This window comes from Enterococcus sp. HY326, from assembly GCF_026157065.1.
Lineage (GTDB): Bacteria > Bacillota > Bacilli > Lactobacillales > Enterococcaceae > HY326.
On the sequence record NZ_JANLGQ010000005.1, the window covers coordinates 58,083 to 82,166 of the forward strand.

The 24,084-nt window shown below is 40.9% G+C and carries 22 protein-coding genes; 5 read left to right on the top strand and 17 right to left on the bottom strand.

Going from position 1 to position 24,084, the window contains the following annotated elements; translation table 11 throughout:
- Nucleotides 1-9 precede the first annotated feature (9 nt).
- The 7 genes from ORH16_RS13040 to ORH16_RS13070 form a co-directional block, all read right to left on the bottom strand.
- A complete protein-coding gene (locus ORH16_RS13040) occupies nucleotides 10-1,455 on the bottom strand; it encodes a M81 family metallopeptidase (protein WP_265459288.1) in 1,446 nt (481 codons plus the stop codon).
- Between the two features lie 3 nt (nucleotides 1,456-1,458).
- The gene (locus ORH16_RS13045) at nucleotides 1,459-2,313 is read right to left on the bottom strand and encodes a MurR/RpiR family transcriptional regulator (RefSeq protein ID WP_265459289.1); all 855 of its coding nucleotides are present in this window, start codon (nucleotides 2,311-2,313) and stop codon (nucleotides 1,459-1,461) included.
- Nucleotides 2,314-2,647: 334 nt separating this feature from the next.
- The gene (rny, locus tag ORH16_RS13050; RefSeq protein WP_265459290.1) at nucleotides 2,648-4,207 is read right to left on the bottom strand and encodes a ribonuclease Y; all 1,560 of its coding nucleotides are present in this window, start codon (nucleotides 4,205-4,207) and stop codon (nucleotides 2,648-2,650) included.
- 340 nt (nucleotides 4,208-4,547) lie between these two features.
- A complete protein-coding gene (locus tag ORH16_RS13055; protein ID WP_265459291.1) occupies nucleotides 4,548-5,981 on the bottom strand; it encodes a hypothetical protein in 1,434 nt (477 codons plus the stop codon).
- A gap of 3 nt (nucleotides 5,982-5,984) precedes the next feature.
- Entirely contained in the window at nucleotides 5,985-6,539 is a 555-nt protein-coding gene (locus tag ORH16_RS13060; RefSeq protein ID WP_265459292.1) for a sigma-70 family RNA polymerase sigma factor, read from the bottom strand.
- A gap of 263 nt (nucleotides 6,540-6,802) precedes the next feature.
- The gene (gene recA / locus ORH16_RS13065) at nucleotides 6,803-7,849 is read right to left on the bottom strand and encodes a recombinase RecA (protein WP_265459293.1); all 1,047 of its coding nucleotides are present in this window, start codon (nucleotides 7,847-7,849) and stop codon (nucleotides 6,803-6,805) included.
- A gap of 127 nt (nucleotides 7,850-7,976) precedes the next feature.
- A complete protein-coding gene (locus tag ORH16_RS13070; RefSeq protein ID WP_265459294.1) occupies nucleotides 7,977-9,215 on the bottom strand; it encodes a competence/damage-inducible protein A in 1,239 nt (412 codons plus the stop codon).
- 174 nt (nucleotides 9,216-9,389) lie between these two features.
- On the opposite strand from ORH16_RS13070, the gene ORH16_RS13075 reads away from it, so the two are divergent.
- On the top strand, nucleotides 9,390-9,935 hold the full coding sequence (locus ORH16_RS13075) for a DUF2179 domain-containing protein (RefSeq protein WP_265459295.1): 546 nt from the start codon (nucleotides 9,390-9,392) through the stop codon (nucleotides 9,933-9,935).
- A gap of 445 nt (nucleotides 9,936-10,380) precedes the next feature.
- A complete protein-coding gene (locus tag ORH16_RS13080) occupies nucleotides 10,381-11,838 on the top strand; it encodes an NAD-dependent succinate-semialdehyde dehydrogenase (RefSeq protein ID WP_265459296.1) in 1,458 nt (485 codons plus the stop codon).
- Nucleotides 11,839-12,032: 194 nt separating this feature from the next.
- Here ORH16_RS13080 and lacD read toward each other — a convergent pair whose 3' ends face one another.
- Genes lacD through pfkB form a run of 4 tightly spaced genes read right to left on the bottom strand, consistent with a single transcriptional unit; the run spans nucleotide 12,033 to nucleotide 15,844 of the window.
- Nucleotides 12,033-12,995 carry a tagatose-bisphosphate aldolase gene (lacD, locus tag ORH16_RS13085; RefSeq protein WP_416207864.1) on the bottom strand — a complete coding sequence of 321 codons (963 nt, stop codon included), beginning with the start codon at nucleotides 12,993-12,995 and terminating at the stop codon, nucleotides 12,033-12,035.
- 2 nt (nucleotides 12,996-12,997) lie between these two features.
- Nucleotides 12,998-13,456 carry a PTS sugar transporter subunit IIA gene (locus ORH16_RS13090; protein ID WP_265459297.1) on the bottom strand — a complete coding sequence of 153 codons (459 nt, stop codon included), beginning with the start codon at nucleotides 13,454-13,456 and terminating at the stop codon, nucleotides 12,998-13,000.
- 22 nt (nucleotides 13,457-13,478) lie between these two features.
- A complete protein-coding gene (locus ORH16_RS13095) occupies nucleotides 13,479-14,909 on the bottom strand; it encodes a PTS fructose transporter subunit IIC (protein ID WP_265459298.1) in 1,431 nt (476 codons plus the stop codon).
- A complete protein-coding gene (gene pfkB, locus ORH16_RS13100) occupies nucleotides 14,888-15,844 on the bottom strand; it encodes a 1-phosphofructokinase (RefSeq protein WP_265459299.1) in 957 nt (318 codons plus the stop codon). The genes ORH16_RS13095 and pfkB overlap by 22 nt, the downstream gene beginning before the upstream one ends.
- A 147-nt stretch (nucleotides 15,845-15,991) precedes the next feature.
- On the opposite strand from pfkB, the gene ORH16_RS13105 reads away from it, so the two are divergent.
- The gene (locus ORH16_RS13105; protein WP_265459300.1) at nucleotides 15,992-16,735 is read left to right on the top strand and encodes a MurR/RpiR family transcriptional regulator; all 744 of its coding nucleotides are present in this window, start codon (nucleotides 15,992-15,994) and stop codon (nucleotides 16,733-16,735) included.
- Nucleotides 16,736-16,820: 85 nt separating this feature from the next.
- On the opposite strand, the gene pgsA is transcribed toward ORH16_RS13105, so the two are convergent.
- The 4 genes from pgsA to yfmF form a co-directional block, all read right to left on the bottom strand.
- A complete protein-coding gene (pgsA, locus tag ORH16_RS13110; protein ID WP_265459301.1) occupies nucleotides 16,821-17,399 on the bottom strand; it encodes a CDP-diacylglycerol--glycerol-3-phosphate 3-phosphatidyltransferase in 579 nt (192 codons plus the stop codon).
- Between the two features lie 69 nt (nucleotides 17,400-17,468).
- Nucleotides 17,469-18,362, bottom strand: coding sequence for a helix-turn-helix domain-containing protein (locus tag ORH16_RS13115; protein ID WP_265459302.1), 894 nt, complete (start codon nucleotides 18,360-18,362; stop codon nucleotides 17,469-17,471).
- A 357-nt stretch (nucleotides 18,363-18,719) separates the two neighbouring features.
- Nucleotides 18,720-20,009 (bottom strand): EF-P 5-aminopentanol modification-associated protein YfmH, encoded by a 1,290-nt coding sequence (gene yfmH, locus ORH16_RS13120; RefSeq protein ID WP_265459303.1) that lies wholly within the window; start codon nucleotides 20,007-20,009, stop codon nucleotides 18,720-18,722.
- On the bottom strand, nucleotides 20,002-21,270 hold the full coding sequence (gene yfmF / locus ORH16_RS13125; protein WP_265459304.1) for an EF-P 5-aminopentanol modification-associated protein YfmF: 1,269 nt from the start codon (nucleotides 21,268-21,270) through the stop codon (nucleotides 20,002-20,004). Before yfmF ends, yfmH begins: the two co-directional genes overlap by 8 nt.
- Nucleotides 21,271-21,775: 505 nt before the next feature.
- Between yfmF and mscL the strand changes: the two genes are divergently transcribed.
- Nucleotides 21,776-22,213 (top strand): large conductance mechanosensitive channel protein MscL, encoded by a 438-nt coding sequence (mscL, locus tag ORH16_RS13130; RefSeq protein ID WP_265459305.1) that lies wholly within the window; start codon nucleotides 21,776-21,778, stop codon nucleotides 22,211-22,213.
- Nucleotides 22,214-22,372: 159 nt separating this feature from the next.
- Here mscL and ORH16_RS13135 read toward each other — a convergent pair whose 3' ends face one another.
- On the bottom strand, nucleotides 22,373-22,801 hold the full coding sequence (locus ORH16_RS13135) for a GNAT family N-acetyltransferase (RefSeq protein WP_265459306.1): 429 nt from the start codon (nucleotides 22,799-22,801) through the stop codon (nucleotides 22,373-22,375).
- 161 nt (nucleotides 22,802-22,962) lie between these two features.
- On the opposite strand from ORH16_RS13135, the gene ORH16_RS13140 reads away from it, so the two are divergent.
- A complete protein-coding gene (locus tag ORH16_RS13140; RefSeq protein ID WP_265459307.1) occupies nucleotides 22,963-23,508 on the top strand; it encodes a TIGR00730 family Rossman fold protein in 546 nt (181 codons plus the stop codon).
- A 316-nt stretch (nucleotides 23,509-23,824) separates the two neighbouring features.
- Here ORH16_RS13140 and ORH16_RS13145 read toward each other — a convergent pair whose 3' ends face one another.
- Complete coding sequence (locus ORH16_RS13145; RefSeq protein ID WP_265459308.1) at nucleotides 23,825-24,070, bottom strand: Veg family protein; 246 nt, start codon at nucleotides 24,068-24,070, stop codon at nucleotides 23,825-23,827.
- Nucleotides 24,071-24,084 lie beyond the last annotated feature (14 nt).

A 24,084-nucleotide genomic window follows, 5' to 3' on the forward strand; every position in this document is an offset into this window, starting at 1 on the left:
ACGCTTCTCCTAGAAGTCATCAATCGGAAACATTGGATGACTGATTAATTTAAATGGTATTTTTTCGGCAATTTGATAAGTAGCCCCCGGTGTCAATGACATAATGCTTAGGTCTGCAATTTCGTCGATTTCAGGAAAAATATATCCTTGTTTTACAATCACGATGTCATAGTCCAATGGATTCACATGAATTCCATCATATTGATGCATCTCTGCAAAACTAATGCCAGTATTGGCAACCACTACATCTATCGGATAATCTGTTAAGCTAATTGTCACAGCATCACCAAATTTTTTCCTTATACCATGTAGATTACCGACATCACCTTTAGCTAGAATCTTGCCTGTCAGTGCAATAGGCTGGCATAGCTCATCAAACCCCTGCCCTACTGAAATCGAAACTACTTCACCTATCTCTCTCCTCAATAATAATCGAGTTGCTTCAGGATCATTAATAGAAGCAAAAAGAATTTTCTTTTTATTGAAGTCAGTCAATCTCAAAAACTGCTTAAGAATTAAAGTATTCGCACCAGTCGCCCCCGAAGTTGTGTTGTCACCAGAATCTGTAATGAAAACTCTACCACCCTTGAAATTTAGAGCCTCCTCAAGAGCCTGTTCCGGCTCAAGCGCATTTCCATGAAAATGAAATTCTCGTCGCCGTTCCATTACAAATTGCGCTAGCTGTTCAGCAATCTCTGTTGCATATTCTTGATATTCCATTTTCGTCGGAACAACGACAATGGAGCAGCCGATATTTTGAGAATCATGACGAATATAACCAACATGCCACGAAGCTGACAAAATTTTAGGATCTTTCTCTACCTGATCTAAGAGCTGATTGATTGATTTCACTGGCTCATCACTACTGACTGATCGCTCTCCTCCTAAGATTAATGGTAATTTACGATAAATGGCTTTAGTTCTACGATTATCTCTAATTAAATCAATCAGCATTTGAGCTACAATTTGATGGGTAGCAAACATGTCAGTGTGGGGAGACTCTCGATAACTTCTCATAATTGTTGCTTGGTTGACATAGTCTTGGTTCAAATTACCATGGGGATCTACTACTATTGCTATAGGAAAGTGTGGCCCCATAATTTCTCTTAGCTTATTTAAAATATATGGCTCACCGCTACTGCCTACTAAATCTTCCACTTTACTCGCTCCATGCAATAGCAATAAAATCCCATCTAAATCATTTCGGTAAGTTTCAACATCACGAATTAATCGATTAGCAATATAAGCAAAGGCGTTTTTTTCCACTGGACCAGAAGAATGTCCATTTGCATAAATTGAACCAATAACATCAACTTGATTTTTTTCAAAAACATCTCTTAATTCCATTAAATCCTGAATTTCTTCACCATAACCTAAAACATAATCTTTCAACTCCCGCTTTCCGGGTATGTGCTCATTTGATTCTGTTGTAAAATGGCCGATCAATATTTTCATGTGTCAATTCCTCTCCATCTCGTCTAGTAATCTTTTATCGCCATAGTTATTGAAATAAGTATTGAACAAATTATCTAAAAAATAATTTAGCCCGTAGTTTGTATAAGCATTGATTCCTTCATGTCCTTGGTCTTCTTCGCTTAAGAAAAAAACTGTGTTATAGAAGGAAAAATTTTCTTCATGATTCACTGTGAGCAGTACCTTTTGTACTTCTAGCTGCACAACAATATCTTCTGTCACTCTTGCGAAATTGCCGGTCATTGAGATTGTAATCAAAAGATCTTCTTCTCCTAAAGAATTTAAGGTCGCATTTGTATTTTTCTTATTCGTCTCAAACAAATTTTCTAAAAGATTATCTCCACCAAAAGTGTTGGATACAATTTTGACAAGTTTTCCTGCATAGCGCATTGACCTCTGAAAATTTGATACCAACGATGCTAAACTATCATCAATTAAAAAAACAACTGTATCTGCTTGATTAATAGTTGCGGCCAATGTGATTAATTCACCTCTTTCAATGCACAAATTAATGTTTTGGATGGCCGCATCAATTTTTTGCTGCAAGGTCTTTGAAAAATCGGGCGTTCTTAATCGATTTAAATGCTCCCATCGAATATAACCATAGCGAATTGAATAATTTTTCAATTCACTGAAATTAGGGAAACCAATTTTATTACAAAAACGTCGAACACTTTGCCTTGTGCAGTAACACTCCTCAGCTACCTCATGGATATTGAGCTGATTCAGTCTTTCAAAATTTTTTATGAAATATTGTGCTAGGATATTATCTAGACTGCTATACTCAGAACTATTCATTACTGAAAACAAAACATTCAAGAGACTAAATCGTTTATACATTTTAAACATCTTCCTTTTAGACAAAGCAAAATTATCGGAATTTTCAATATAAAATATATTTTACCATTTATTGTGCCTTAATTAACTTAACCAAATTATACTTCATTTAGTAGCTGTTACGGGGAACTTCCTATGTTCCATATGTAATTTCTTATAACATGCAATCAAACGTTTTCAATTGAATTTACTATTAAATTTCTCTGATTAATTTAAGAAAACGGTTACTAAGAAAAATAGAAAGGGACATTTCCTTACGTGTTTATGTACCCTCTATAATTCATGTCAAAAAAAATCACACAGCCCGCAAGCTGTGTGATTTCTCCTTTTTTACTAGTTACTTCGCATAATCCGTTGCCCGGGTTTCCCGAATAACGGTAACTTTGATATGACCTGGGTAATCCAAGTCATCCTCAATTTTCTTGCGGATGTCGCGGACCAAGCGGACCGCATCCATATCGGAAATTTCTTCCGGTTTCACCATGACACGAACTTCTCGTCCTGCTTGAACAGCAAAACTGGATTCGACTCCAGTGAAGCCGTTAGAAATATTTTCCAAGTTTTCTAAGCGGCGAATGTAATTCTCTAATGATTCGCTACGGGCACCTGGCCGCGCTGCGGATAGTGCATCGGCCGCTGCTACCAAGACAGAGATGATTGAAGTGGCTTCAACGTCTCCGTGGTGGGAAGCAATTGCGTTGATGACTACCGGATTCTCTTTGTATTTCGCTGCTAATTCAGCACCGATTTCAACGTGGGAACCTTCAATCTCATGGTCAAGAGCTTTACCAATGTCATGAAGTAAGCCGGCACGTTTGGCTAACTGAATATCTTCTCCCAATTCGGCTGCTAAAACTCCGGAAAGTTTGGCAACTTCAATGGAATGGTTCAAGACGTTTTGTCCGTAACTTGTTCTGAAACGTAGGCGGCCTAAAATCTTGATTAGGTCAGGATGTAGAGTGTGGGCACCGACTTCAAAAGCCGCTTGTTCGCCGTATTCACGAATCCGTTCATCCATTTCTTTACGAGATTTTTCAACCATCTCTTCAATTCGTGCCGGGTGAATCCGACCGTCTTGAATTAATTTTTCCAACGTCATCCGGGCAATTTCCCGGCGAATCGGATCAAAACCAGAAAGAACAACTGCTTCAGGTGTGTCATCGATAATTAAATCGATACCCGTCAGCGTTTCTAGTGTACGAATATTCCGACCTTCACGACCAATGATGCGACCTTTCATCTCATCATTCGGTAATGCCACGACGGAAACTGTGGCTTCTGACACTTGGTCAGCAGCAGCCCGTTGAATGGCCAGTGAAAGCAAGTTCTTCGCTTTACGATCTGATTCTTCTTTGGCACGCTGTTCAGCATCCTTCACTCGCACGTTAATCTCATGGGTCAACTCTTCTTCCGTTGACTTCATAATCAAACCGCGGGCGTCTTCTCTAGATAGAGCAGCCACCTGTTCAAGTTTTTCCTGCTGTTCAGTGATTAAGTTTTCTACTTCTTTTTCTCGCTCGTCAATTAATTGCTGTCTAGCACCAAGTTTCTCTTCTTTGTCTTCAAGTGAGTTTTCTCGTTTTTCAAGAGAGTCGTCTTTACGGTCTAAAGACTGTTCTCTTTGAAGCAAGCGATTTTCTTGTGTTTTTAGCTCTTGTTTGCTCTCCTTCAACTCACTTTCAATTTCTTGTCGATACTTTTGGTTCTCTTCTTTAGCTTCTAACAAAGCTTCTTTTTTCAGGGTTTCTGCTTCTTTTTGGGCTCCCTCAAGGATACCCGTCGCAGAATTTTTCGCTCCAGCGATTTCTTTTTCGTGCTTAGATTTCGCTAGATAGAATCCTAAAGCCAGACCGGCAATTAAACCGATGATAGCGAGGAGAAGGCTAATAAAGTCCATGTACTCCACTCCCAAACTATCTTTTTTTATTCATAAAATCGTGTAGCTTTTTTGATAAATCTCTTCTTATCAATATGCCTACATGCATAAATAGTGCCTACTGACACATAACTTTATTCTAATGTTTGTCTTGGCAAGTGTCAACTCAATTTCCTGCTTTTGCCATAATGCCAATGGCAAAGAAACCGCTAAATAAAATTCTAATCACTTTTCAGTTCCTTTCCTTTAACAAACGCACCCTTCCCAATTGTCAGCAAAAACAAAATTAAGCTTTCTCCCACAAGAAAAAGCTGTTCTACAAAGAAATCTAATCTTTGCAAAACAGCTTTTCTAAATTCATTTATCCTACCTTAACTTCAACCCCATTAATGATTAAAGCTTCGACATCATCAACATCTAAATACTCGCCGAAAATTTGAGCATCTTCAGTTTTTTGGTAGCTGGCCACAGTTAATGAGTCCTCATCGTAATAAGGAAACTCCTGACCATCCTTCATCCTCACTTGAATGTTCAGCGGCAATTCCTCTGCCGATAAATCTTCCTTCGTTTGTAAATCAGAAACAAAACTTAAGCTGATACCCGATAATTTTACGTCCTTTAAAGCGACTTTGTAGCCGGCAGAAGTAATGTCCACATCCCCGAGCTCAACTGTCGGCAAACTTTGCGGTTCTTTTAGTTTAATTGCCCAGTCTCCTGTTTGATAGACTTCATAATCAAGACTTTCAAGTTTTAAATCATATTGACTCAGCTCATCTTGAGGTAAATCAAAAACAAGCTCCTCATAATCACCTCGCCCAGTCTCGTTATTGTGGGTGCCATAATCAATTCCAAAACTAGCAATCTCCTTAATCTCTTTTCCAGTTGTCTTATTGACAAAAGAAACGAAGGTATACTGCCGCTGGACAGTGTTTGGTTCTTTAATTTGTAGATGTAACAAATCATCTTTATAGGCAATATTCGATAGACTGACCTGCTTTTCTTCAGAAATCACCGCCGTCTTTTCCTCTGGTAATAGCATTTCTGCTCCCAATTCCTCCAGGGTGAAACCATATTTTTTTTCTAGCTCAGGTATCATGCCGCCACCAAAACCACTTCGTTCTGAATCTTTAGTCCAAGTGGCATCCTTGGTTAAATATTGGGACAAATCAACCTCCACTACCTCATTGTTTTCCACCTGCCGACTAGAAAAACTATTCAGAGCGAAGGCATAATTGTTTGCTCCTCCGTCAAAGGTATCAATCGAATGCACCAGGATGGTCGCCGTTTTCGTATCTGGATTGTAATCAATCACCTGAGCATTACCGCCACCATTCATCTGCCAATCATTTAAAATCATGTCGCCACTTAGACGGTCCCCCGTCAAATCTGTCAGCTCCGCTAAAAAATGGGTGCTGTTAGTGTCCCGGAAGCTAGCCAACGCCCGCAGCTCTAGACCTTGGTCACTGACTGTCTCCGTCAGTTTATCTGTATTAAGCAACATTTCCTCTGCTTGATTGCCAAATAGCCGATAATAAATGCTAATCAAACGATCCGCTTGAGTAAAGGCGGTCAAAAGCATCAAGGATGCTGCCGCCGCAATCAGCCAACCAATTTTTTTGCGTTTTTTCTTTTTATGAAGAACTGGCGAATCCGCTAATGTATCCCGCTGCTCCATGAACCGCTGTTGAATATTTTGAAAATTATCCTCAGTAAAAGTCTCCGTGTAACTCAAAAAATCATCCAGCTGTTCATCTGTTAAATGTTCTAAAGGAATTTCATTCTTTTTGTCAGTCATTTTTCACACCTCTTTCAAATATTCACGGTCACCTAAAATTCGCTTGAGCTTTTGTTTGCCACGATATAAAAAGTTGTCCACTTCCTTTGACGAAAGCTTCATCCGTTGCCGAATCTCCTTAGGTTTTTCTTCATAAAAGAATCGGCGAATAATTATTTCCTTAAAAGGTTCTTCTAACAACTGAATCGCACTGTATAATTCCGACCAATCTTCCTCCGCAAGCGCAATAGCCTGCTCCTTGGCTTCCTGATTGTCAATCAACTGCAGCACATTTTTCTTTTGGTTTTGACGATATTTATTAATCGCCAGACTTTTCGCCATCACCGTCAGATAACTTTTCAAGCTACCTTTGCTGGGATTAAATTTCTCTGGATACTGCCACAGACGAATAAAGACATCACTGACGACCTCTTCAATGTCCATCGCCGAAAACCTGTTCTTATCATTTAAAACACTGGCGGCAATCGCCCACAATAATTTTGTATAATCCTGCATGACCTGCTGATAGGCTCTTTCATCATGCTCAAGTAAACCTAAATAAAGCTCTTCTTCCTTCATCTTTACACCACGCTTCCCTTTTCTAATAATACAAAGAAAAAAGTTAAATTCCTCAACTTTAGGAAAATTTTCTTAGCTGAACATAAAAAAGAAACAAAAAGCTTTGAGTTGCTATGCTTTTTGCTCCTTGATTTTTATCTTATAAAGCAAGCAGAATCCATGGTATTTTTAGCTTCTAACTTCTTAAAATTTAGTAACACCTTTCAGGTAAATAAAAAAACTGAGTAAGATGTTCGCCATCCTACTCAGTTTTTTTATCATTATTAGTCTAAAGGTAGTTCTTCTTGGCCCTCTTCAACTGTTTCTTCGACTTCGACTGGATCGCCAATACCGTAGGCTGCCCGTACCCGCTCAGCAATTTCTTGCATCATTTCTGGATGCTCCATCAAGTAAATCTTGGCATTTTCCCGGCCTTGACCAATCCGGTCGTCTTTGTAGCCGTACCAAGCGCCGCTCTTATCGACAATATCTTTTTCAACGGCCATATCCAGCAACTCGCCTTCTTGAGAAATACCCAAGCCGTACATAATATCAACTTCCGCCACTTTAAATGGCGGCGCAACTTTGTTTTTCACCACTTTAATTTTCGTGCGGTTCCCGACAATATCGGTTCCTTGTTTTAATTGTTCAGCCCGGCGAACTTCTAAACGAACCGTTGCGTAAAATTTCAACGCCCGGCCCCCAGGAGTTGTTTCGGGATTTCCGAACATCACGCCGATTTTTTCACGAATTTGGTTGATGAAAATAGCGATGGTTTTCGTCTTATTAATTGAGCCGGATAATTTCCGCAAGGCTTGCGACATTAAACGAGCTTGTAAGCCGACATGGGTATCGCCCATTTCACCGTCGATTTCCGCACGGGGAACCAAAGCGGCCACCGAGTCAATAACCACGATGTCAATTGCACCACTGGAAACTAAAGCGTCAGCAATTTCTAAGCCTTGTTCACCAGTATCTGGTTGTGAAAGTAAGAGGTCATCAATATTAACACCAAGTTTTGCAGCGTATTGAGGATCTAACGCATGCTCCGCATCGATGAAGGCTGCTGTGCCACCTTGTTTTTGAACTTCGGCAATTGCATGCAAAGCAACCGTCGTTTTTCCAGAACTTTCTGGTCCATAGACTTCAATAATCCGGCCGCGGGGATAACCGCCGACACCTAGAGCAACATCCAACGCCAATGAGCCGCTGGGAATCGTTGCGATTTGCTGGTCAATTTTTTCCCCCAGCTTCATGATAGAACCTTTTCCATAATTTTTTTCAATTCTTTTAAGTGCAGCATCTAAAGCCGCTTTACGATCATCTGCCAATCGAAAATCCTCCTTATATAAATTCAACAAGTAGCTTGTCTATAACTATTTCAACTGTATTTATCATAGCTGTTTTACTGCAAAAAAGCAAGAAAAAGGCGAATGTTTGTTCGCTTTTTATTTTTCATTATAAAGCGGCCTGCCGAATCAAATCCAAGCCCCGCATCACAGCACTGTTGCGAACATAGGAGCGGTCTCTCGTGAAGTGATATTTTGTGGCAACGGTGGGCTGATTTTTTTGCGCCAAAGCAATCCAAACTGTACCCGGCCGTTGATTTTCTAATTCGTCGGGCCCGGCCACACCTGTAAAGGAAACTGCAAAATCGCTGTCTGCCAATTGCAATGCAGACTCCGCCATGGCGGTCGCACAATACTCACTGACTGTGCCAACCTCCGCTAATTTTTCAGGATCCAATCCTAAAAATTTGACTTTAGTTTCTGGCGAATAGGTGACAAAACCGCCTTTAAAGACTGTTGAAACACCTGGAATATCTCCCAATGCTGCTTGAAATTCACCCGCTGTCAAACTTTCTGCGGCTGTTACGGTCTTCCCTTTGGCCTTTAGTAATTCTACAACAACTTTTGCTAAGGAATTGTCGTCACCATAACCGTAGAAAAATTTTCCGACACGGGCTTGAATCACCTGTTCCATCTCATCTATCAGCTTTAGTGCCTGAGCCTCATCCGCTTCTTTGGCGGTAATTCTCAAAGTCACTTCGTTGGGTTTAGCGTAAGGTGCCAAGGTCGGATTCGTTTGTGCTTCAATTAAGTCCGCCAGCTCAGTCACCAGCGCTGACTCACCGATGTCAAAAAAGCGCAGCACACGGGAATATAATTTTTCTCTTGCTGGAAAAACCTCCCGCAAAACTGGTGACGCCATCTGCGCAAACATTGGCTTCATTTCACTAGGTGGCCCCGGTAAAAGTAAATAGCTTGCAGAAACTCCTTGGTAGAGACAACCAAGAGCTAGGCCAGTTGGATTTTGCAGGGTGATGCCATTTTGAATAGTTAATACTTGCCGCAGATTATTTTCTGTCATCTGGCGCTTACCGGCTGCAAAAAAACTTTCCAAATGCGCTAGTCCTTCTGCATCTTGAACTAAAGGTTCCTGCACATGAGCCGCCACAACATCCTTGGTCAAATCATCATCCGTCGGGCCCAAGCCGCCGCACAAAACAATTAAGTCGCTGCGCTGATCGGCTAATTGAATCATTTCCTCAAGTCGCTTAGGGTTATCACCGACAACCGTGTGGTAATAAATCTCAAAGCCCAATTCTGTTAATGACTCTGAAAGATACGTCGCATTGGTATTGACGACTTGGCCTAATAATAATTCTGTGCCGACAGCAATTATTTCTGCTCTCATAAGTTACTTCCTCTTCTCTATAAACTACGCATTTGCCTCGTAAATATTTTAGCACAGTTTCATTTTTGCCGAGAAAAATTAACCCGAGAATCAAAAATTTTTTTAAGAAAATCAGATTTTTTTCGAATTGCAGCATTTTCTGGTAATCTAGGGGAAATGCTTGGGGGTTGGAAAATGGATTTTAAAATGTTAGCCATGATTTTCCTAATAAATTTTGCTTATATCACGTTGAACACATTGCGCTTTATGCTAGCAATGAAGGGCTATCGCGTCATTGCTCCGCTGATTAGTATGGTGGAAATCGTCATTTATGTTTTAGGATTATCCATGGTCTTGGATCGATTAGACAATCCAATTAATTTAATCGTTTACGCTTTAGGTTACGGAATCGGCGTCAGCGTCGGTATCAAAATCGAAGACAAATTAGCTTTAGGCTATACGATGGTCACCGCCATTTTGCCCAGCAACACTGAAGAAATCAGTGTCTTGCCGCAACGTTTACGGGAAGCTGGCTTTGGTGTAACCGAAAGTTTAGGCGAGGGCTTGAATGGTCCCCGTCTAATTTTAGAAATTTTATCCCCCCGCAAAGATGAAAAACAGCTCTACCAGCTGATAAAAGAAATCGAAGAACGGGCCTTTATCATCAGTTACGAACCGAAATATATCTCCGGCGGTTTTTGGACTAAAAAAATCAAAAAACGGCGGCAGAAATTGGGGTAACTTGAACAAAATTATTCCGATAAAAAACTAAATAGAAAATCAAAACTTGTCTGAAAATAAATTTTTGGACAAGTTTTTTGTGCCTGTAAAAAAATAAAAAAAGGAGAATATCTGCTAATATTTTTGAAATAATTAGCTCACCTTTGGATTTTCAAATGAAAAAAATGAAGGGTGAATTGATTTTTTTCTCCAACCCAAGGGCTTTGATTGCTGAAATCACTTGAGATATCACCATTGATTGTCGGTACCTCACACTTTTTTTAGTAAGCAATTTTTATCACCTGATAAAAATAACAGGCGCCATTTTTGAGACCACTTTCAAATCATGTTAGGTTAACTGTGTCACAGCCACTTAAGTGAACTCGTTTAAAGCAAACTTTTTTAATAAAAGTTTGTACGCAGTGACGGGCAACATTACTTGAATACTATTAGGAGGAATCGAAACATGGCAAAACACGAATTACCGGAAGTCGAAACTCGTCTTTTTATTGATGGAAACTGGCAGGATGGCTCTCAGGATAAACATCCTGTAATCAATCCTGCAACTGAGGAAGTTTTAACGGAGGTCCACTGGGGAGGTGCAGCAGAAGCCGAGACTGCGATTGCGGCAGCTGAGGCGGCTTTACCGGATTGGTCAACAATGGCACCGGCTGAACGGGGCAGCATTTTAACTAAATTAGCTGATTTAATTGAAGCTGATGTCACTCGTTTGGCGACAATTATGACCATGGAGCAGGGAAAACCCCTCGCTCAAGCTAAAAGTGAAATTATCTCAAACGTTGAAAATCTGCGTTGGAATGCCGCAGAAGGCCAACGGGTGTTGGGAGATATTATTCCTTCGCCAGATACGAATAAGTGGCTGGTGCAAAAACAACCGATTGGGGTCGTTGGGGCAATCACACCATGGAACTTCCCTTCAAATATGATTATCCGTAAGATTTCGCCGGCGCTTGCTGCCGGTTGCACGGTTATTTTGAAACCGGCAGAGGATACACCGCTGTCTGCTTTGGCTTTAGCCGAATTGTTTGAAAAAGCCGGCTTACCAAAGGGTGTTGTAAATATTATTGTCGGAGATGCTGCGGCTATCGGTGAAACCTTAACCAAATCTGATGTGGTGAAGAAAATTACCTTCACCGGCTCAACTGAAGTTGGCAAAACTTTATACGAACAAGCGGCACCAACTTTGAAAAAAGTTTCTATGGAATTGGGAGGCCATGCACCGTATATTATTTTCCCTGATGCTGATTTGGAGCTGGCGGTGACCACTTTGATTGAAACGAAATTTATCAATAACGGACAAGTATGCACTTCGCCAAACCGCATCTTTTTACACAAGGATATCAAAAAAGAGGCCACTAAATTAATTTTAGAAAAAATGGCTGAGGTAACTGTTGGCAATGGCTTGGATGATCCAACAACTGGTCCTTTAATCAATGAAGAGGGTCGTAAAAAAGTTGAGGAGCAATTAAAAGATGCCCAAAACAAAGGCGCTAAAATTTTGTTTGGTGGGCAACGGTTAACCGAAGGCGACTATCAGCATGGCTTTTTCTTTGAGCCAACTGTGCTGGATTTAGTTACGACCGACATGGACATTTTCTACCAAGAAACCTTTGGACCTGTGATTCCCTTGATTGAATTTGACGATGAAGAAGCAGTTATTCAGGCTGCTAACGATTCAGAATTCGGCTTGGCCTCATACTTCTTTGCCACCAACATTCACACGATTGACAATGTCAGCAAAAAATTGGCCTACGGTATGGTGGGCGTCAATAATACTGACCTTGAGAGTTCCGCCACACCGTTTGGCGGCATTAAGCATTCCGGTTTTGGTCGTGAGAACGGTACTTACGGCGTAGAAGAATATCTTGTAGAAAAATTCGTCAACATTCGGACGGCTCGTTAAATAATAGATAGCAGCTACAAATATTCCTAATTATCTAAGGGGATACTTGTAGCTGCTATTTTTTGAGAAAAGACGAAATACCCCGACCGCAAAAAATTGTTTTCATCTTCAATCGCTGTTTGAAAAACAGGCAATTAGCTAAAACAATCCACAGTCGGGGTATCGCATTTTAACTTATTTTCACAATACTGCTTTTATAATGTAATAGCAGTTGCAGTTTCTTTTAAGACTTCATTTAATTCTTCAATATTTTGGCGGCCTTGATTTTCCATCCATGTCTTGGCAGCATCCGCCCCTTTGGTAATAAAAGGTTCCACGCCATTAGCCCAAGTTGCCCGACCACAGAGGACACCGTTGAAGGTTGAGCCAGCTGCCTTGGCAAAGCGCAACGTTTCTTGGAAGAGTTCGGCGGAAACGCCGGCACTCAAAAAGATAAATGGTAATGCGCTGGCGGCACTTTGTTCTTTGAAATATTCTTGGGCCTCAGCTTTTGAGTAAACTACCTCTGTGCCGTAGCCTTCGACAAAGTTCATGTTAACAGGAACTTCGACTTTCAAGACATCCACTCCATAGCGGGGCTTGGCAAATTCCTTCATCCCTTCAATCACTTTGCGGGGTTTCACTGCGGCATATTCTTTTGAGCTAGCATCGGTGATACTTGCATCATAAGAGACAACCTCTAAGAAGAATGGAAGTCCTTCAGCTGTACATTCTGAACCAATGCGTTCCATATAAGCTTTTTTGTGGTCGTTGATTGCTGCGGATTCATCGACATCATAATATAGGAGGAATTTGCAGGCGTCTGCGCCAGCTTCCTTCAAGCGTTTAACCGACCAGACGTCTAAAATATCCGGCAGGCGGCCTGGTGTTGCGGCATCGTAGCCGGTTTTTTCGTAGGCTAACAATAGGCCGGCTGTTTTGGCCCGGACTTCAGCAGCCGGCAAGCCATATTCTGGGTCTAGTAAAATTGAAGAAGCATAAGGCGTTAATTCAGCCGAAACGATTTTCTTAAACTCAATAATATCCTGATCTGCGGCCCCTGATGTTTTGTATTTGCCAATCATTTTTTTCAAAGCGCCCCGTTGGTCAATCGCCAAGGCGCTGATAATGCCATCCTCATTTAGGATATTTTTCAAAAAAGTCTGCTTATTCGTCACGACTATTGCTCCTCACTTAAATTTCTATTTAGTAATGCGACAATTTCTGCTTTGGTTTGTGCCTGTTTTAATTCATCTTTGAATTCACTGCGCATCAACATGCGGGCAATGGTTGACAATAATTTCAAATGGGTGGCACCAACCTCTGCTTCTGGAATAAACAAAGCAATGATAAAATCTGTTGGTTGGCCGTCCATACTTTCCCAGTTAATTCCTTGGGTCAGCTGCATAATTAAAATACTCGCTTGCTTGACAGCGGAGGTTTTCGCATGGGGAATCGCAAATCCATCCATCATCCCGGTGGTCCCTTCTGATTCCCGTAATTTTAAACTGTCATACACCGCCGCAGCATCATCTGCAATTCCTAACGCAACTGTTTGTTCCGCTAAGAATTGGAAAATGGTATCTTGGTCGCTAAATTCTTGGTTCAAATAAATTTGCTCTTCTTGAATCACACTCATCTTACATTCTCCTCTAGTTTGCTTATCCTTCGGTAACTGGCGCAACGGACTCTTCTTTGACTTCCTTTTGAACACGATTCTTTTGGATGAAGCCAAGAATCACACCGCCGACAATTGAACCGGCTAAAATTGCTAAGACCCAAAGTAAGCCATGGGTCACCACTGGCAGAACTAAAAAGCCACCGTGGGGCGCTGGGACTTGGACGCCGAACATATAAGTCAAGACGGCTGCAATAGAAGAACCTAACATCATCGTTGGCAACACACGCAATGGATCTTTAGCAGCAAATGGAATTGCGCCTTCAGTGATATGGGTTGAGCCTAAAATGAAATTAACTAAACCAGCGTTACGGTCATTTGTGTCAAAACATTTTCCAAACAGTAAGACTGCAAACCCAGTAATTAATGGTGGTGCAATACATGCGGCTGAAACTCCCGCCATAAAGCTAGTATTTCCCTGAGCCAATAGGGCTGTCCCGGTGACATAAGCAGCTTTATTGATTGGCCCTCCCATATCAAAGGCTGACATACAGCCAACAATAATGCCCAAAACAATCGGGCTGGAATTTTCAAAGCCGGCTAAAAAGGACATCATGCCTTCATTAACGGCTGACATCGGACCGGATAATAAGCTCATCACAACGCCGGTCACTGCCACACCTAATACCGGATATAAGAAAATCGCCTTCAAACCATCCAATGATTTTGGCAATGGGCTTAGTAATTTACTAAATCCAAGAATTACAAAACCACCTAGAAAACCGGAAAGAATCCCACCGAGGAAACCAGTGCCACCATTTGCGGCAATTAGCCCACCGACAAAACCAACGACTAAACCTGGACGTTTGGCAATACTTTCTGCGATATATGCTGATAAAATTGGTACCATCAAGCCCATGGCAGTACCGCCGATAGTATTTAATAAAGCGGCTGTTTCATTGTACTGAGCATTGGTGGGGTCAGCAGAATAAATGCCCCACAAAAATGAAATTGCTACTAAGACACCGCCGCTGACGACAAACGGCAGCATGTGGGAAACACCATTCATCAAGTGTTTATAAATCGTATGACCAATGCCTTTTAACTCAAAACTTTTTTCTTCGACTTCACCGACAGCTTCGGCTTCAGCGGTAATCGAGCCTTTGCCAGCTAAAGCATCGGCGACTAATTTATCAGCTTCTTTAATACCTTTTGCAACCGGCACTTCGATAATTCGTTTTCCAGCAAAACGTTCGGCATGAACATCTTTATCAGAAGCAATAATCACGGCTTCAGCGTCGGCGATTTCTTCTGGCGACAATTGATTTTCCACACCAACTTGTCCATGAGTTTCGACTTTAATCGTCACTCCTTGACGCTTGGCCGCTTGTTCCAAAGCTTCTTGTGCCATATAAGTATGAGCAATCCCCGTCGGACAGCCAGTCGCTGCAATTAATTGATATTTTTTTTCCATAGCTCAATTTCTTCCTCTCTGTTAATCTGGATTTGTTTTTCTAAAAATGCTACGTCTGAAAAATCGGTTAAGCCTTTGCGAAATGCCGTTGAACTTCCGGCAGCGATACTTTTTCTTAAACCTGCCCCAGTGGACTCATTCAAAATTAATTCTCCTAAAAAGGTACCCAGTAAAGTGTCCCCAGCACAAGCCGTATTGACAACTTTGCCACGGGGAGCATTCCCCGCTAAAATTTCTTCTTGATTGATAAAGACGGCGCCTTGTCCCCCTAGGGAAAGTAACACATTCTGAGCACCAGCCTGAATTAATTTTTCGGCTGCCTGCAAGTAGTCATCTGTTTGAGGGTTCTCTAGTTGATACCACTCTGCCAGCTCTTCTTCATTCGGCTTGAGTAAAAAAGGTTGATAAGGCAAGCAATCCAAAATTTCTCGATAGCTACTATCAAGAATTAAGTGAACTTGCTTTTCGTAACAAATTCGGCTAATTTCAATCAGAATGTCTGGTTGAACACCACGGGGCAAACTCCCTGAAACGCAAAGATAATCACCCGCTTGTAATTTTTTGATTTGATTAACTAATGAGGCAACTTTTTCAGGCGGTATTTCCGGCCCTCTGTTTACCAATTTAAATTCCTCATCCGTTTGATCCACTTGTGTAAAAACATTGATGCGGGTCATACCGGGAACTTTTACAAAATCCGTCGCAATTCCCTGCTCCTGCAAAAAATCATCAATATAATCTCCAGTAAAACCGGCCTTAAATCCTAAGGCGGTACTATCAATCCCTAACATTTTTAAAACTAAGGAAACATTGACCCCTTTGCCGTTGGCTTGAATATCATCATCGATTGTGCGATTAACCGTATGAGGCAAAAGATTTTCAGTTTCAATAAAAAGGTCAATGGCTAAATTCATCGTACAGGTATAAACTGTCATGTTTTTACCTCCTCTCTGCTTATCCTTATTATGCCTGACAAATTGATGTAAATGTTTTCAGCTTTGTCAATTTTTACTGTTAAGGTTTTCATCTTTAGCGTTATTTGAGTATAATGAAGCCAGAATAAACGAAAAGGCGGTCAAGCTATGGAAACCAAACTCAGCGATTCAGAAGCGTATCTCTGGAGTTTTATAGAAAAAAACATTCACCGGATTCCCGATTATTCCATCACGAAACTCAGTGAAGAGGCTAGTGTTTCAACGGCTACCATTGTGCGAACGATGAAGAAAAAAGGCTATGACGGCTTCACCTCCTTTAAGCATCACCTAAAGGACAATCACAACACCAATCTAAATTTTGCCGCCATTGACAAAATCGACGACCGCATCAAACAAGTGATTTTGAAAAATGAACAGGAAGTTATCCGCACTTTAAACATGCTGGATACGTGGAATATTGAAGATGCCATTCAAAAAATTAAAGCGGCTCAGCGGGTCTTGATTTTTGCCCGTGGTTTTTCGGAGCTGATTGCCGAAGAGATGACCGTCAAATTTCAATTGACGGGGAAATACTGCGAATTTCATAAAGATCCGGAAATTATCAAAAATATCAGCAAAAAAATCCATCATGACGATACAGTGATTTTCGTGTCCTTAAATGGTGAAACCAAGGAACTGGTGACGGCCGCCAAAAACTGCTACCAAAATGAAATTGGTACCATCGCCATTACCGCCTCCAATAGTTCCAGTTTGATGCAATATATTGACATTCCCTTAGTCGGCTATAAAGCGGAGGGCTCTTTGTTTCCTGATTATGAAGTGCGTTCCCGTCTGCCTTTATCAATTATCGGCCGAATTTTATTGGATGCCTATGCGATTCGAACCATGTAACTGTGAGACATAAAAAAATCGACCAGATAAATTGTGAGCATGCAAAAGGCCCCTCGGATTTTTCCCGAGGGGCCTTTTATTTTTATTACATTGAACCTTTGAAGACGTCCAAGTTTTTCAAGAAGTAGTCAACACCTGAGTAGATGGTGAAAATCAAGCAGACATACAGTAAAATTTGGTCTAGTGGAAAACCGATGGCACTAAAAGGAATATTATTGATAAATAAGAAAATAATCGCAAACATTTGGGTTGCCGTTTTGATTTTACCAGGCCAAGCTGCTGCCATAACTTCCCCGTGTTCGACTAACAATAAACGGAGACCTGTCACTGCTAATTCACGACAGACAATAATCGCCACCACCCAAGCTGGCGCTTTATCTAAGCCAACTAGAATGATAAAAGCTGTCATAACTAACATTTTATCCGCCAATGGATCAGCAAATTTGCCGAAGTTGGTGATTAAATTATTGGCCCGCGCAATTTTTCCATCCAGCCAGTCCGTTAAGCTAGCTAGCGCAAAAATAATTGCGCCCACAAGATGAGTGACCTCCAAACTTGTTCCCGCAAGATTGACCATGCCCCAGTCCCAATTGACTGTCACAATCACAATAAAAAGCGGAATCATGCAAATCCGCAACACCGTTAATTTATTAGGTAAATTCATTTTTGATAAGCTCCTCTTTCCTCTTCAGGTTAGCCGCAAGAAGTATGCCGGCTGGCTAAAATTTTCAAACTAAGCTGTTAAGTAGTTCAAAGTCAAACTAATATCTCTGCGTTGCGTCGTCGTGCTATTAGGGTTAAAGTTTAAGGCTTCATTATTCAATTGAATTGAAACGTTTAAAGAGGCGCCTAAAACAATCGTCGCTGCTTGTGCTCCGCTTGGCAGGACGGTCGATTGAGTATCGCCGGCTGCTAACGTGTATTGATAAACATACTCGCCGTTGACTTGAACTCCCACCCAACAAGCTCCTGTTGCGGTAAAGGAAATCGTGGCAGGATCGGTCACATTATTGGCGGTCATCGCCACCGTGCGACCGGACTCGCTGTCAAAAGCAATTTCCATCGCTGGTGCTTCGCTGCTGGATTCAGTTGTTGAGCTTTCGGTGGTCGAGCTACTTGTTTCTTCTGTAGAGGAACTGGATTCGGTGGTTGAACTGCTGGAACGATCCACCACCACTGAGCTTGAAGGTGTCGTGATTAAGCGATCCCTTTGAAAATTTTCCATCATCATATAACCGACAACGAAAATAATCGCAAAGGCCACCACACCTAAAGTAATCATCGGTAGATAGCTCCAAAAATCTCGCGGCACTTCCTCTTGGTGCCGACTGCGACTCAGTTCTTCCTCTGGCTCGGCTTTTTCCGGAGCTGGCGGCAGCGGTTCTTCTATCGCTTTTTTGCCGTCAAAAATATCGACTAACTCGTCGCCGTCTTCGCCGACAGCATCGGCATATTGGCGGATAAAAGCCCGCACGTAAAAAGTGCCGGGGATGGCATCAAAATCATCATCTTCTAAAGCAATTAAATAGCGTCTTTGAATTTTTGTTCTCTGTTGTAATTCTTCTATTGTTAAACCCTGCTGCTGCCGGGCGTTATGTAGTCTAGTACCAACTGTTCTCTGCTGCACGTTTTCTCATCCTTCTCCATTTAATAATCAATCATCTAGTATAAGTTAGGAGATTTTTGCACCCGCTATTAAAGGAAAAAATAAAAGCCCCAAAGTATTTGGTTGTTTGGCCATTCACTGTTCATTTATTTATACATAGCATCCTCAGCTAAGTCAAAAATCTATCTCGGTAAAATTAAAAATATCCGACGCCTTTCGATGTTCATCGCCTAAATATGACGACCAGCGTTTTTTCAGATATCACCTCTAAGCATACCACAAAAAAATCCCCTTGAGGATAGAGAAAAGCCCTCTGATTGAGAATTTTAATTTTTCTCAATCATTTTAACAGGCTGACTTCTCCTCAAGGGAATCTTACTAGTCATTAGGATAAATATAAAAGCGGCTGGTTGCGCCTTTTTCAAGCAGTGCTTTACCGACTGCTAGCACATCTGCCAAGGTAATTTCTTGAATGACCTCTGGCACATCAAAAAGGGTGATGCCTTCAAAAAGATTTTGGCTAAACTGATTGGCAATATATTCCAAAGAGTTTAAAGATTGGAAATATTTGCCGAGCATTTTCTTTTTCAATAAAGCAAGATTTTCTTCGGTCATTTCGCCATCTGTAGCGAAATTCTCAAAAATTTCGGTCACCCGGTTCAATAATTCTTCTGGATGGTCCGTATCGCTGCTGACATCAAGAAAATGAAAGCCCCGATCCAAGTTAAACTCATAGCCGAAGCTGTCATCCAACAGACCTTCATTATACAACTGTAAATAATTTTGTGAAGTATTGCCTAAAAGCAGTTGTAAAAAGAAATTGGCAGCATTGCGGTATTTTAATAAGGCCCGTCCATCAGTTGGCAGCTGATCCAAACCTTTGATGCCCATGACCGCCTTTGGTCGAGACACGGCCATTTGAATTTTGCCTTCTTTAATGACAGCGCCGTCCTCTTCAGGAAAATGGCGGGCAATTTCTTTAGCCGGCGCAAATTCTTTGCTGTCTTGATTGTTGCGGATAAATGTCATCAAGGCTTCCGGTTCAAAATTACCAACGACAAACAAGGTCATATTACTCGGATGATAAAACGTGTGGTAGCAGGTATATAAATCTTCTGCCGTAATTTCAGCAATGCTATCCACCGTACCGGCAATGTCGATATGCAGCGGATGATTGGGATATAAATTGCCCAAAATTCCAAAGAACAAGCGCCAATTCGGATCATCGTCATACATCTGAATTTCTTGGCCGATGATGCCCTTTTCTTTTTCAACAGTCGCTTCGGTAAAATAAGGCGCCTGCACAAAATCTAGCAACGTACCTAAGTTTAACTCCAGTTTATCTGTTGTGGAAAACAGATAACTCGTTTTGGTAAAGCTGGTAAAGGCATTGGCGGAAGCCCCCTGCTGACCAAATTTTTGAAAGACATCGCCGTCTTCTTTTTCAAACATTTTATGCTCTAAAAAGTGGGCAATGCCGTCAGGTACATGGACAAAATCTTCTTGACCCAAAGGCACAAACTCATTGTCAATGGAACCATAATTTGTAGTAAACAGGCCGTAAATTTTGTGGTAATCATTTTTTGGCAAAAGGAAAACCTTCAAGCCATTTGCCAGCGTTTCTTCATACAATGTTTCGTTGATTTGTTGATAATATTGTTTATTCATGTGCACCTACCCCATCTAAGAAGAAAATTGCCTGCAATTTGATTTTCGCTGCTATCCGCTGCACATCTTTGACAGTCACATTTTCAATTTGGCGCAACCATTCTTCATCGGATATTTCTGTCTGTGGCAACCAGAAATTTAAATAATCCGTTTCAACCGCCGCCTGTGAATTATCTAAAGAAAGCAGATATTGATTGACGAGCATCGCTTTTGTCTGTTCCATCTCCAACTCGCTGATTTCGCCTTTTTTCAGACTTTCCAGCTGCTGATTAATTAAATGCAACACCCGCTGGCGATTTTTACTTTCAATTCCCGTCTGAACACTCATAAAGCCTCTAAAGGTATCGACACTACTGGAGGCATAATATGCCAAGCTTTCTTTTTCCCGCACATTCATAAATAATTTTGAATGAGGAAAGCCGCCAAATAATCCGTTGAAAACAATCAAGGCAAAACGGTCATTTTGGCCGTAATAAATGTCAGTGCTGTAGCCTAAATTCAATTTTCCTTGGACAACCGGCTCTTGTACCTGCCGTTCCTTCACAATGTTATCCACAGGTTGTGTGTAAAAAATTTCTGGGCGTTGAACATCTCTTGCAGCAAAAGGCAGCTGTTTCATCAGCTTCACTACTTCCGCTTCCGTCACATCCCCCACCACAAAAATATCAATTTGGTCTTCAGCCATCATCACTTGATAATACTCCGCTAAATCCTTTGCTGTTAAGCTTTCCAAGTCTTCAATGGTTCCCACACTAGGTGTTTTTTGATTCTCATCGCCATCAAAATATAACTCCTGTAAAGACAATGAGGCATAGGTTTGCTTGTCTTCTTTTAAGCTTTCTAAATAGCTTTTCAGATTGTCTTTTTCAATTTGGAAGGTTTGTTCCTCCCACTTATCCCCAAGCACATGTGGATAAAATAGAATTTCCCGCAGAAAATCCACAGAGTCTGCTAACAAATTTTCATCCTCCACATATTTGCCGTTAACTAGACTCATACTCAAATTAACCCAATGGAAATTTCCTTTGCGGCCGACATTCATGCCAAAACTGGCGCCATATAAATCCGCCAGTTTCCCACTCAATTGCGTTTGATCAGGAAAATGTAAACTATTGGTTTCCATTAAGCTGGTCAGTAAAGCCCGTTTGGTCATCGTCTTTTTATCTAAACGACTGGTAAAGCGCATAAAAAAACGGACTGTTTTATATTTTTGCGTTTCAATCACATGAAGATTAACTCCTGGTTGCAGTGTATAAACCATCTCTTTTGCTCCTTTGATTTTCTGATTTATGTTTCCGTGAAGAGCTGCGACATTGAAATTGTTTAACAGTTAGCAAATGATTTTTAGTTGATGCCGGTCACAAAATTATCGGCAATCGTTTGAAAAAAATCACCGAACGTGTCTAAACAAACTTGTCGGGCTGCTCTTTTTTAAAATGACTTCTGTTGTTCATTATAGCACAGGGGAGCGTTATCCCCGTGGAATATGACTAAGGCGAAGGGCCAGCAAATTGCTCGTTCACTTTTTTTATTACTTCAGAAAAATTTGAGGGACTCATGGAAAATCTTGTGCTCATTTCGGCAAACTAGCGGATGTTTTAGAAAGCAAGCTCAATTTATCAACTATTCCGCTGAATTTCTTTATTATTTGAAGAAAAGAAATTTTGTCAAAAGTTGAACAAGCGGACTGCTTTTAAAGCCAAATATTTCAAATCTCTGAGGTCATTCGTTATACTAATAATGAAAAATAAATGGAGGTTACTACTGTGATTAAAGAATTTAAAGAATTTATTTTACGAGGAAATGTCGTTGATTTAGCCGTTGGGGTTGTCATTGGTTCGGCATTCACCGCAATTGTCAAAGATGTTGTTGACGGAGTGATTACACCGTTAATTGGTGCAGTCATCTACGGCATTACTGGTGGTGGTTCGATTGAAGATACGACCAACAGTTTAAATGTTACCCTTTGGAATCAAGAATTCCAATTCGGCGCTGTCGTCACCGCAATCATTACCTTTTTAATTACCGGACTTGTGCTTTTCTTGGTTGTCAAAGCAATCAATAAAGCCCGTGACATGAAAAAACAACCAGAAGAAACTGCGGAAGCTGCACCAACCGCTGAAGATTACTTAAAGGAAATTCGCGATTTATTAGCAAGCGAGCAATCTTCTGGGGATAAAGAGGACATGCGGCCGAAGATGTAACTACTTGTTCTTCAAATTAATTAGATAAATGAATCAAAAAAACTATTCAACAATAGCTGAATAGTTTTTTTATTTGCACAAAGTTTCATATCTATTCTATAGTTAAAAACTCTTTAATCAGTTTGTGTATCCTGCATTTTTCGCTACTGTTATGCTTGCTTACTTCAACCGCATCTGCACATGGGGAATATTATCCTCCAAATATTCTTCAGAAACCGTGACAAAGCCGACTCGGCCATAAAAATTTTGCAGATGGGCCTGAGCAGAAATTTCGACTGGTTTTTCCGGAAAATTTTCTTCAATAAAAGCTAGTGCCGCCTGCATCAATTCGACCCCGAGCTGTGTCCCCCGCCAGTCTTTTTTGACAATCACCCGACCGATATGAATGACCTCTTCGCCGTAAATGCGATTGTAGGCAATAATTTCTTCATCTTCACTAAAATAATTGTGGAAGGCCACCAAATCCACTTCATCCACCTCTTGATAAGGACAGTCCTGCTCCACTACAAAAATAGCAATCCGCTCTTTGACAATCTGATACAACTCAAACGTATTAAGCTCCGAAAAATTTTTTATGTTATGTTCCATAGTTGCTCCTAAAATGATTTAGTTTGATTCACAGCTGACGGGTTTAAAAATTATTTTTTTAAAGCAGAATTCTTGCTGATTAAATAAATCTTTCCTCGCTGCTTAGTTAAGTATTTCCTTATGGTATACTATTTCCAAGAAAATTTGAAGGAGGCTTTTCCATGGAAATTGCAGTTTACTGTGGCGCCAACAAAGGGAAGCAAAAAATTTATGAAGAGGCCGCCATCAGTCTCGGTAATTGGATTGTCGAAAATAACAATTCTTTGGTTTATGGAGGTGGTAAAGTTGGTTTGATGGGTGCAGTCGCAGATGCCGTGCTTGCAGCAGGCGGTCAAGCAATTGGTGTCATCCCTACTTTTTTACAGAAAAAAGAACTAGCCCATCCTCGCCTAACAAAACTTTATGTCGTTGATTCCATGTCTGAAAGAAAACAAAAAATGGCTTCCCTTGCACAGGCCTTTATCGCTTTGCCAGGTGGGCCGGGGACATTGGAGGAAATAAGTGAAATGGTCTCTTGGACCCGTGTCGGTCAAAATCCTTATCCCTGTATCTTTTTCAATGTGGCTAACTATTATGCCCCACTTGAAAAAATGTTTGATGAAATGGTCCTGCAGGGCTTCTTATCTGCTGAAGACCGCAAGCAAATTCTTTTTTCTGAATCTCTGACAGAAATCGCAGCATTTATCAAAACTTATAAACCCCTTTAAATAAACAGGCACCAGCTATCAGTAGTGAATGAAGATTTTCGAAAAATTTTGCTTAGCAAGTATTTTAAAGGCTACTTTTTCACATTTTGTTTTCTTGGCTCAGTAGTCAGTTGGCAGCAGCAGGATTGAAATCTGTCATTTTTACCTCAAAACTGCACTTTTTCAATAAAACTTTTTCTTAAATTTTTTTGACAAAAGCTGGAAAAAAATGCTTTTGTTGTAGCTGAAGCTGCCGCAATATTTAAATATTGCTAGAGGTCCCCCTTAAAAGACCAAATAAAAAAGGACTAGCGCTACGGCTGGTCCTTTGATTTATTTACACTGCTTCACCAAGAAATTCAATTTCAACGGTTCTGGTCAATACATCTGAGTAGCTGTAAGACACCCGTTCAAAAGAGTTTTCTTCTGGATCTAGATCGACAACAAAAACGGATGGATAAGTTTCTGTTAAAATACCTTTACGTTCCGTTTGACGCTTTCTCCCTGTCTGTGCCACCAACATGATTCTGCTGCCGATGCGACATTCAAGGTCTTGCTTAATCGTAGCTAAAGTAGTTGCCATACAATTCACCTCGA

What these genes read in the sequence shown, in the direction of transcription:
- yfmF (WP_265459304.1), bottom strand. Translation starts at nt 21,270, where the DNA reads ATGGTTTATACACTGCAACCAGGAGTTAATCTTCATGTGATTGAAACG.
- ORH16_RS13060 (WP_265459292.1), bottom strand. Translation starts at nt 6,539, where the DNA reads ATGAAGGAAGAAGAGCTTTATTTAGGTTTACTTGAGCATGATGAAAGA.
- ORH16_RS13095 (WP_265459298.1), bottom strand. Translation starts at nt 14,909, where the DNA reads ATGGAAAAAAAATATCAATTAATTGCAGCGACTGGCTGTCCGACGGGG.
- ORH16_RS13145 (WP_265459308.1), bottom strand. Translation starts at nt 24,070, where the DNA reads ATGGCAACTACTTTAGCTACGATTAAGCAAGACCTTGAATGTCGCATC.
- pfkB (WP_265459299.1), bottom strand. Translation starts at nt 15,844, where the DNA reads ATGACAGTTTATACCTGTACGATGAATTTAGCCATTGACCTTTTTATT.
- ORH16_RS13135 (WP_265459306.1), bottom strand. Translation starts at nt 22,801, where the DNA reads ATGGAACATAACATAAAAAATTTTTCGGAGCTTAATACGTTTGAGTTG.
- ORH16_RS13080 (WP_265459296.1), top strand. Translation starts at nt 10,381, where the DNA reads ATGGCAAAACACGAATTACCGGAAGTCGAAACTCGTCTTTTTATTGAT.
- ORH16_RS13055 (WP_265459291.1), bottom strand. Translation starts at nt 5,981, where the DNA reads ATGACTGACAAAAAGAATGAAATTCCTTTAGAACATTTAACAGATGAA.
- ORH16_RS13140 (WP_265459307.1), top strand. Translation starts at nt 22,963, where the DNA reads ATGGAAATTGCAGTTTACTGTGGCGCCAACAAAGGGAAGCAAAAAATT.
- pgsA (WP_265459301.1), bottom strand. Translation starts at nt 17,399, where the DNA reads ATGAATTTACCTAATAAATTAACGGTGTTGCGGATTTGCATGATTCCG.
- ORH16_RS13040 (WP_265459288.1), bottom strand. Translation starts at nt 1,455, where the DNA reads ATGAAAATATTGATCGGCCATTTTACAACAGAATCAAATGAGCACATA.
- yfmH (WP_265459303.1), bottom strand. Translation starts at nt 20,009, where the DNA reads ATGAATAAACAATATTATCAACAAATCAACGAAACATTGTATGAAGAA.
- ORH16_RS13105 (WP_265459300.1), top strand. Translation starts at nt 15,992, where the DNA reads ATGGAAACCAAACTCAGCGATTCAGAAGCGTATCTCTGGAGTTTTATA.
- ORH16_RS13045 (WP_265459289.1), bottom strand. Translation starts at nt 2,313, where the DNA reads ATGTATAAACGATTTAGTCTCTTGAATGTTTTGTTTTCAGTAATGAAT.
- rny (WP_265459290.1), bottom strand. Translation starts at nt 4,207, where the DNA reads ATGGACTTTATTAGCCTTCTCCTCGCTATCATCGGTTTAATTGCCGGT.
- ORH16_RS13070 (WP_265459294.1), bottom strand. Translation starts at nt 9,215, where the DNA reads ATGAGAGCAGAAATAATTGCTGTCGGCACAGAATTATTATTAGGCCAA.
- ORH16_RS13090 (WP_265459297.1), bottom strand. Translation starts at nt 13,456, where the DNA reads ATGAGTGTGATTCAAGAAGAGCAAATTTATTTGAACCAAGAATTTAGC.
- ORH16_RS13075 (WP_265459295.1), top strand. Translation starts at nt 9,390, where the DNA reads ATGGATTTTAAAATGTTAGCCATGATTTTCCTAATAAATTTTGCTTAT.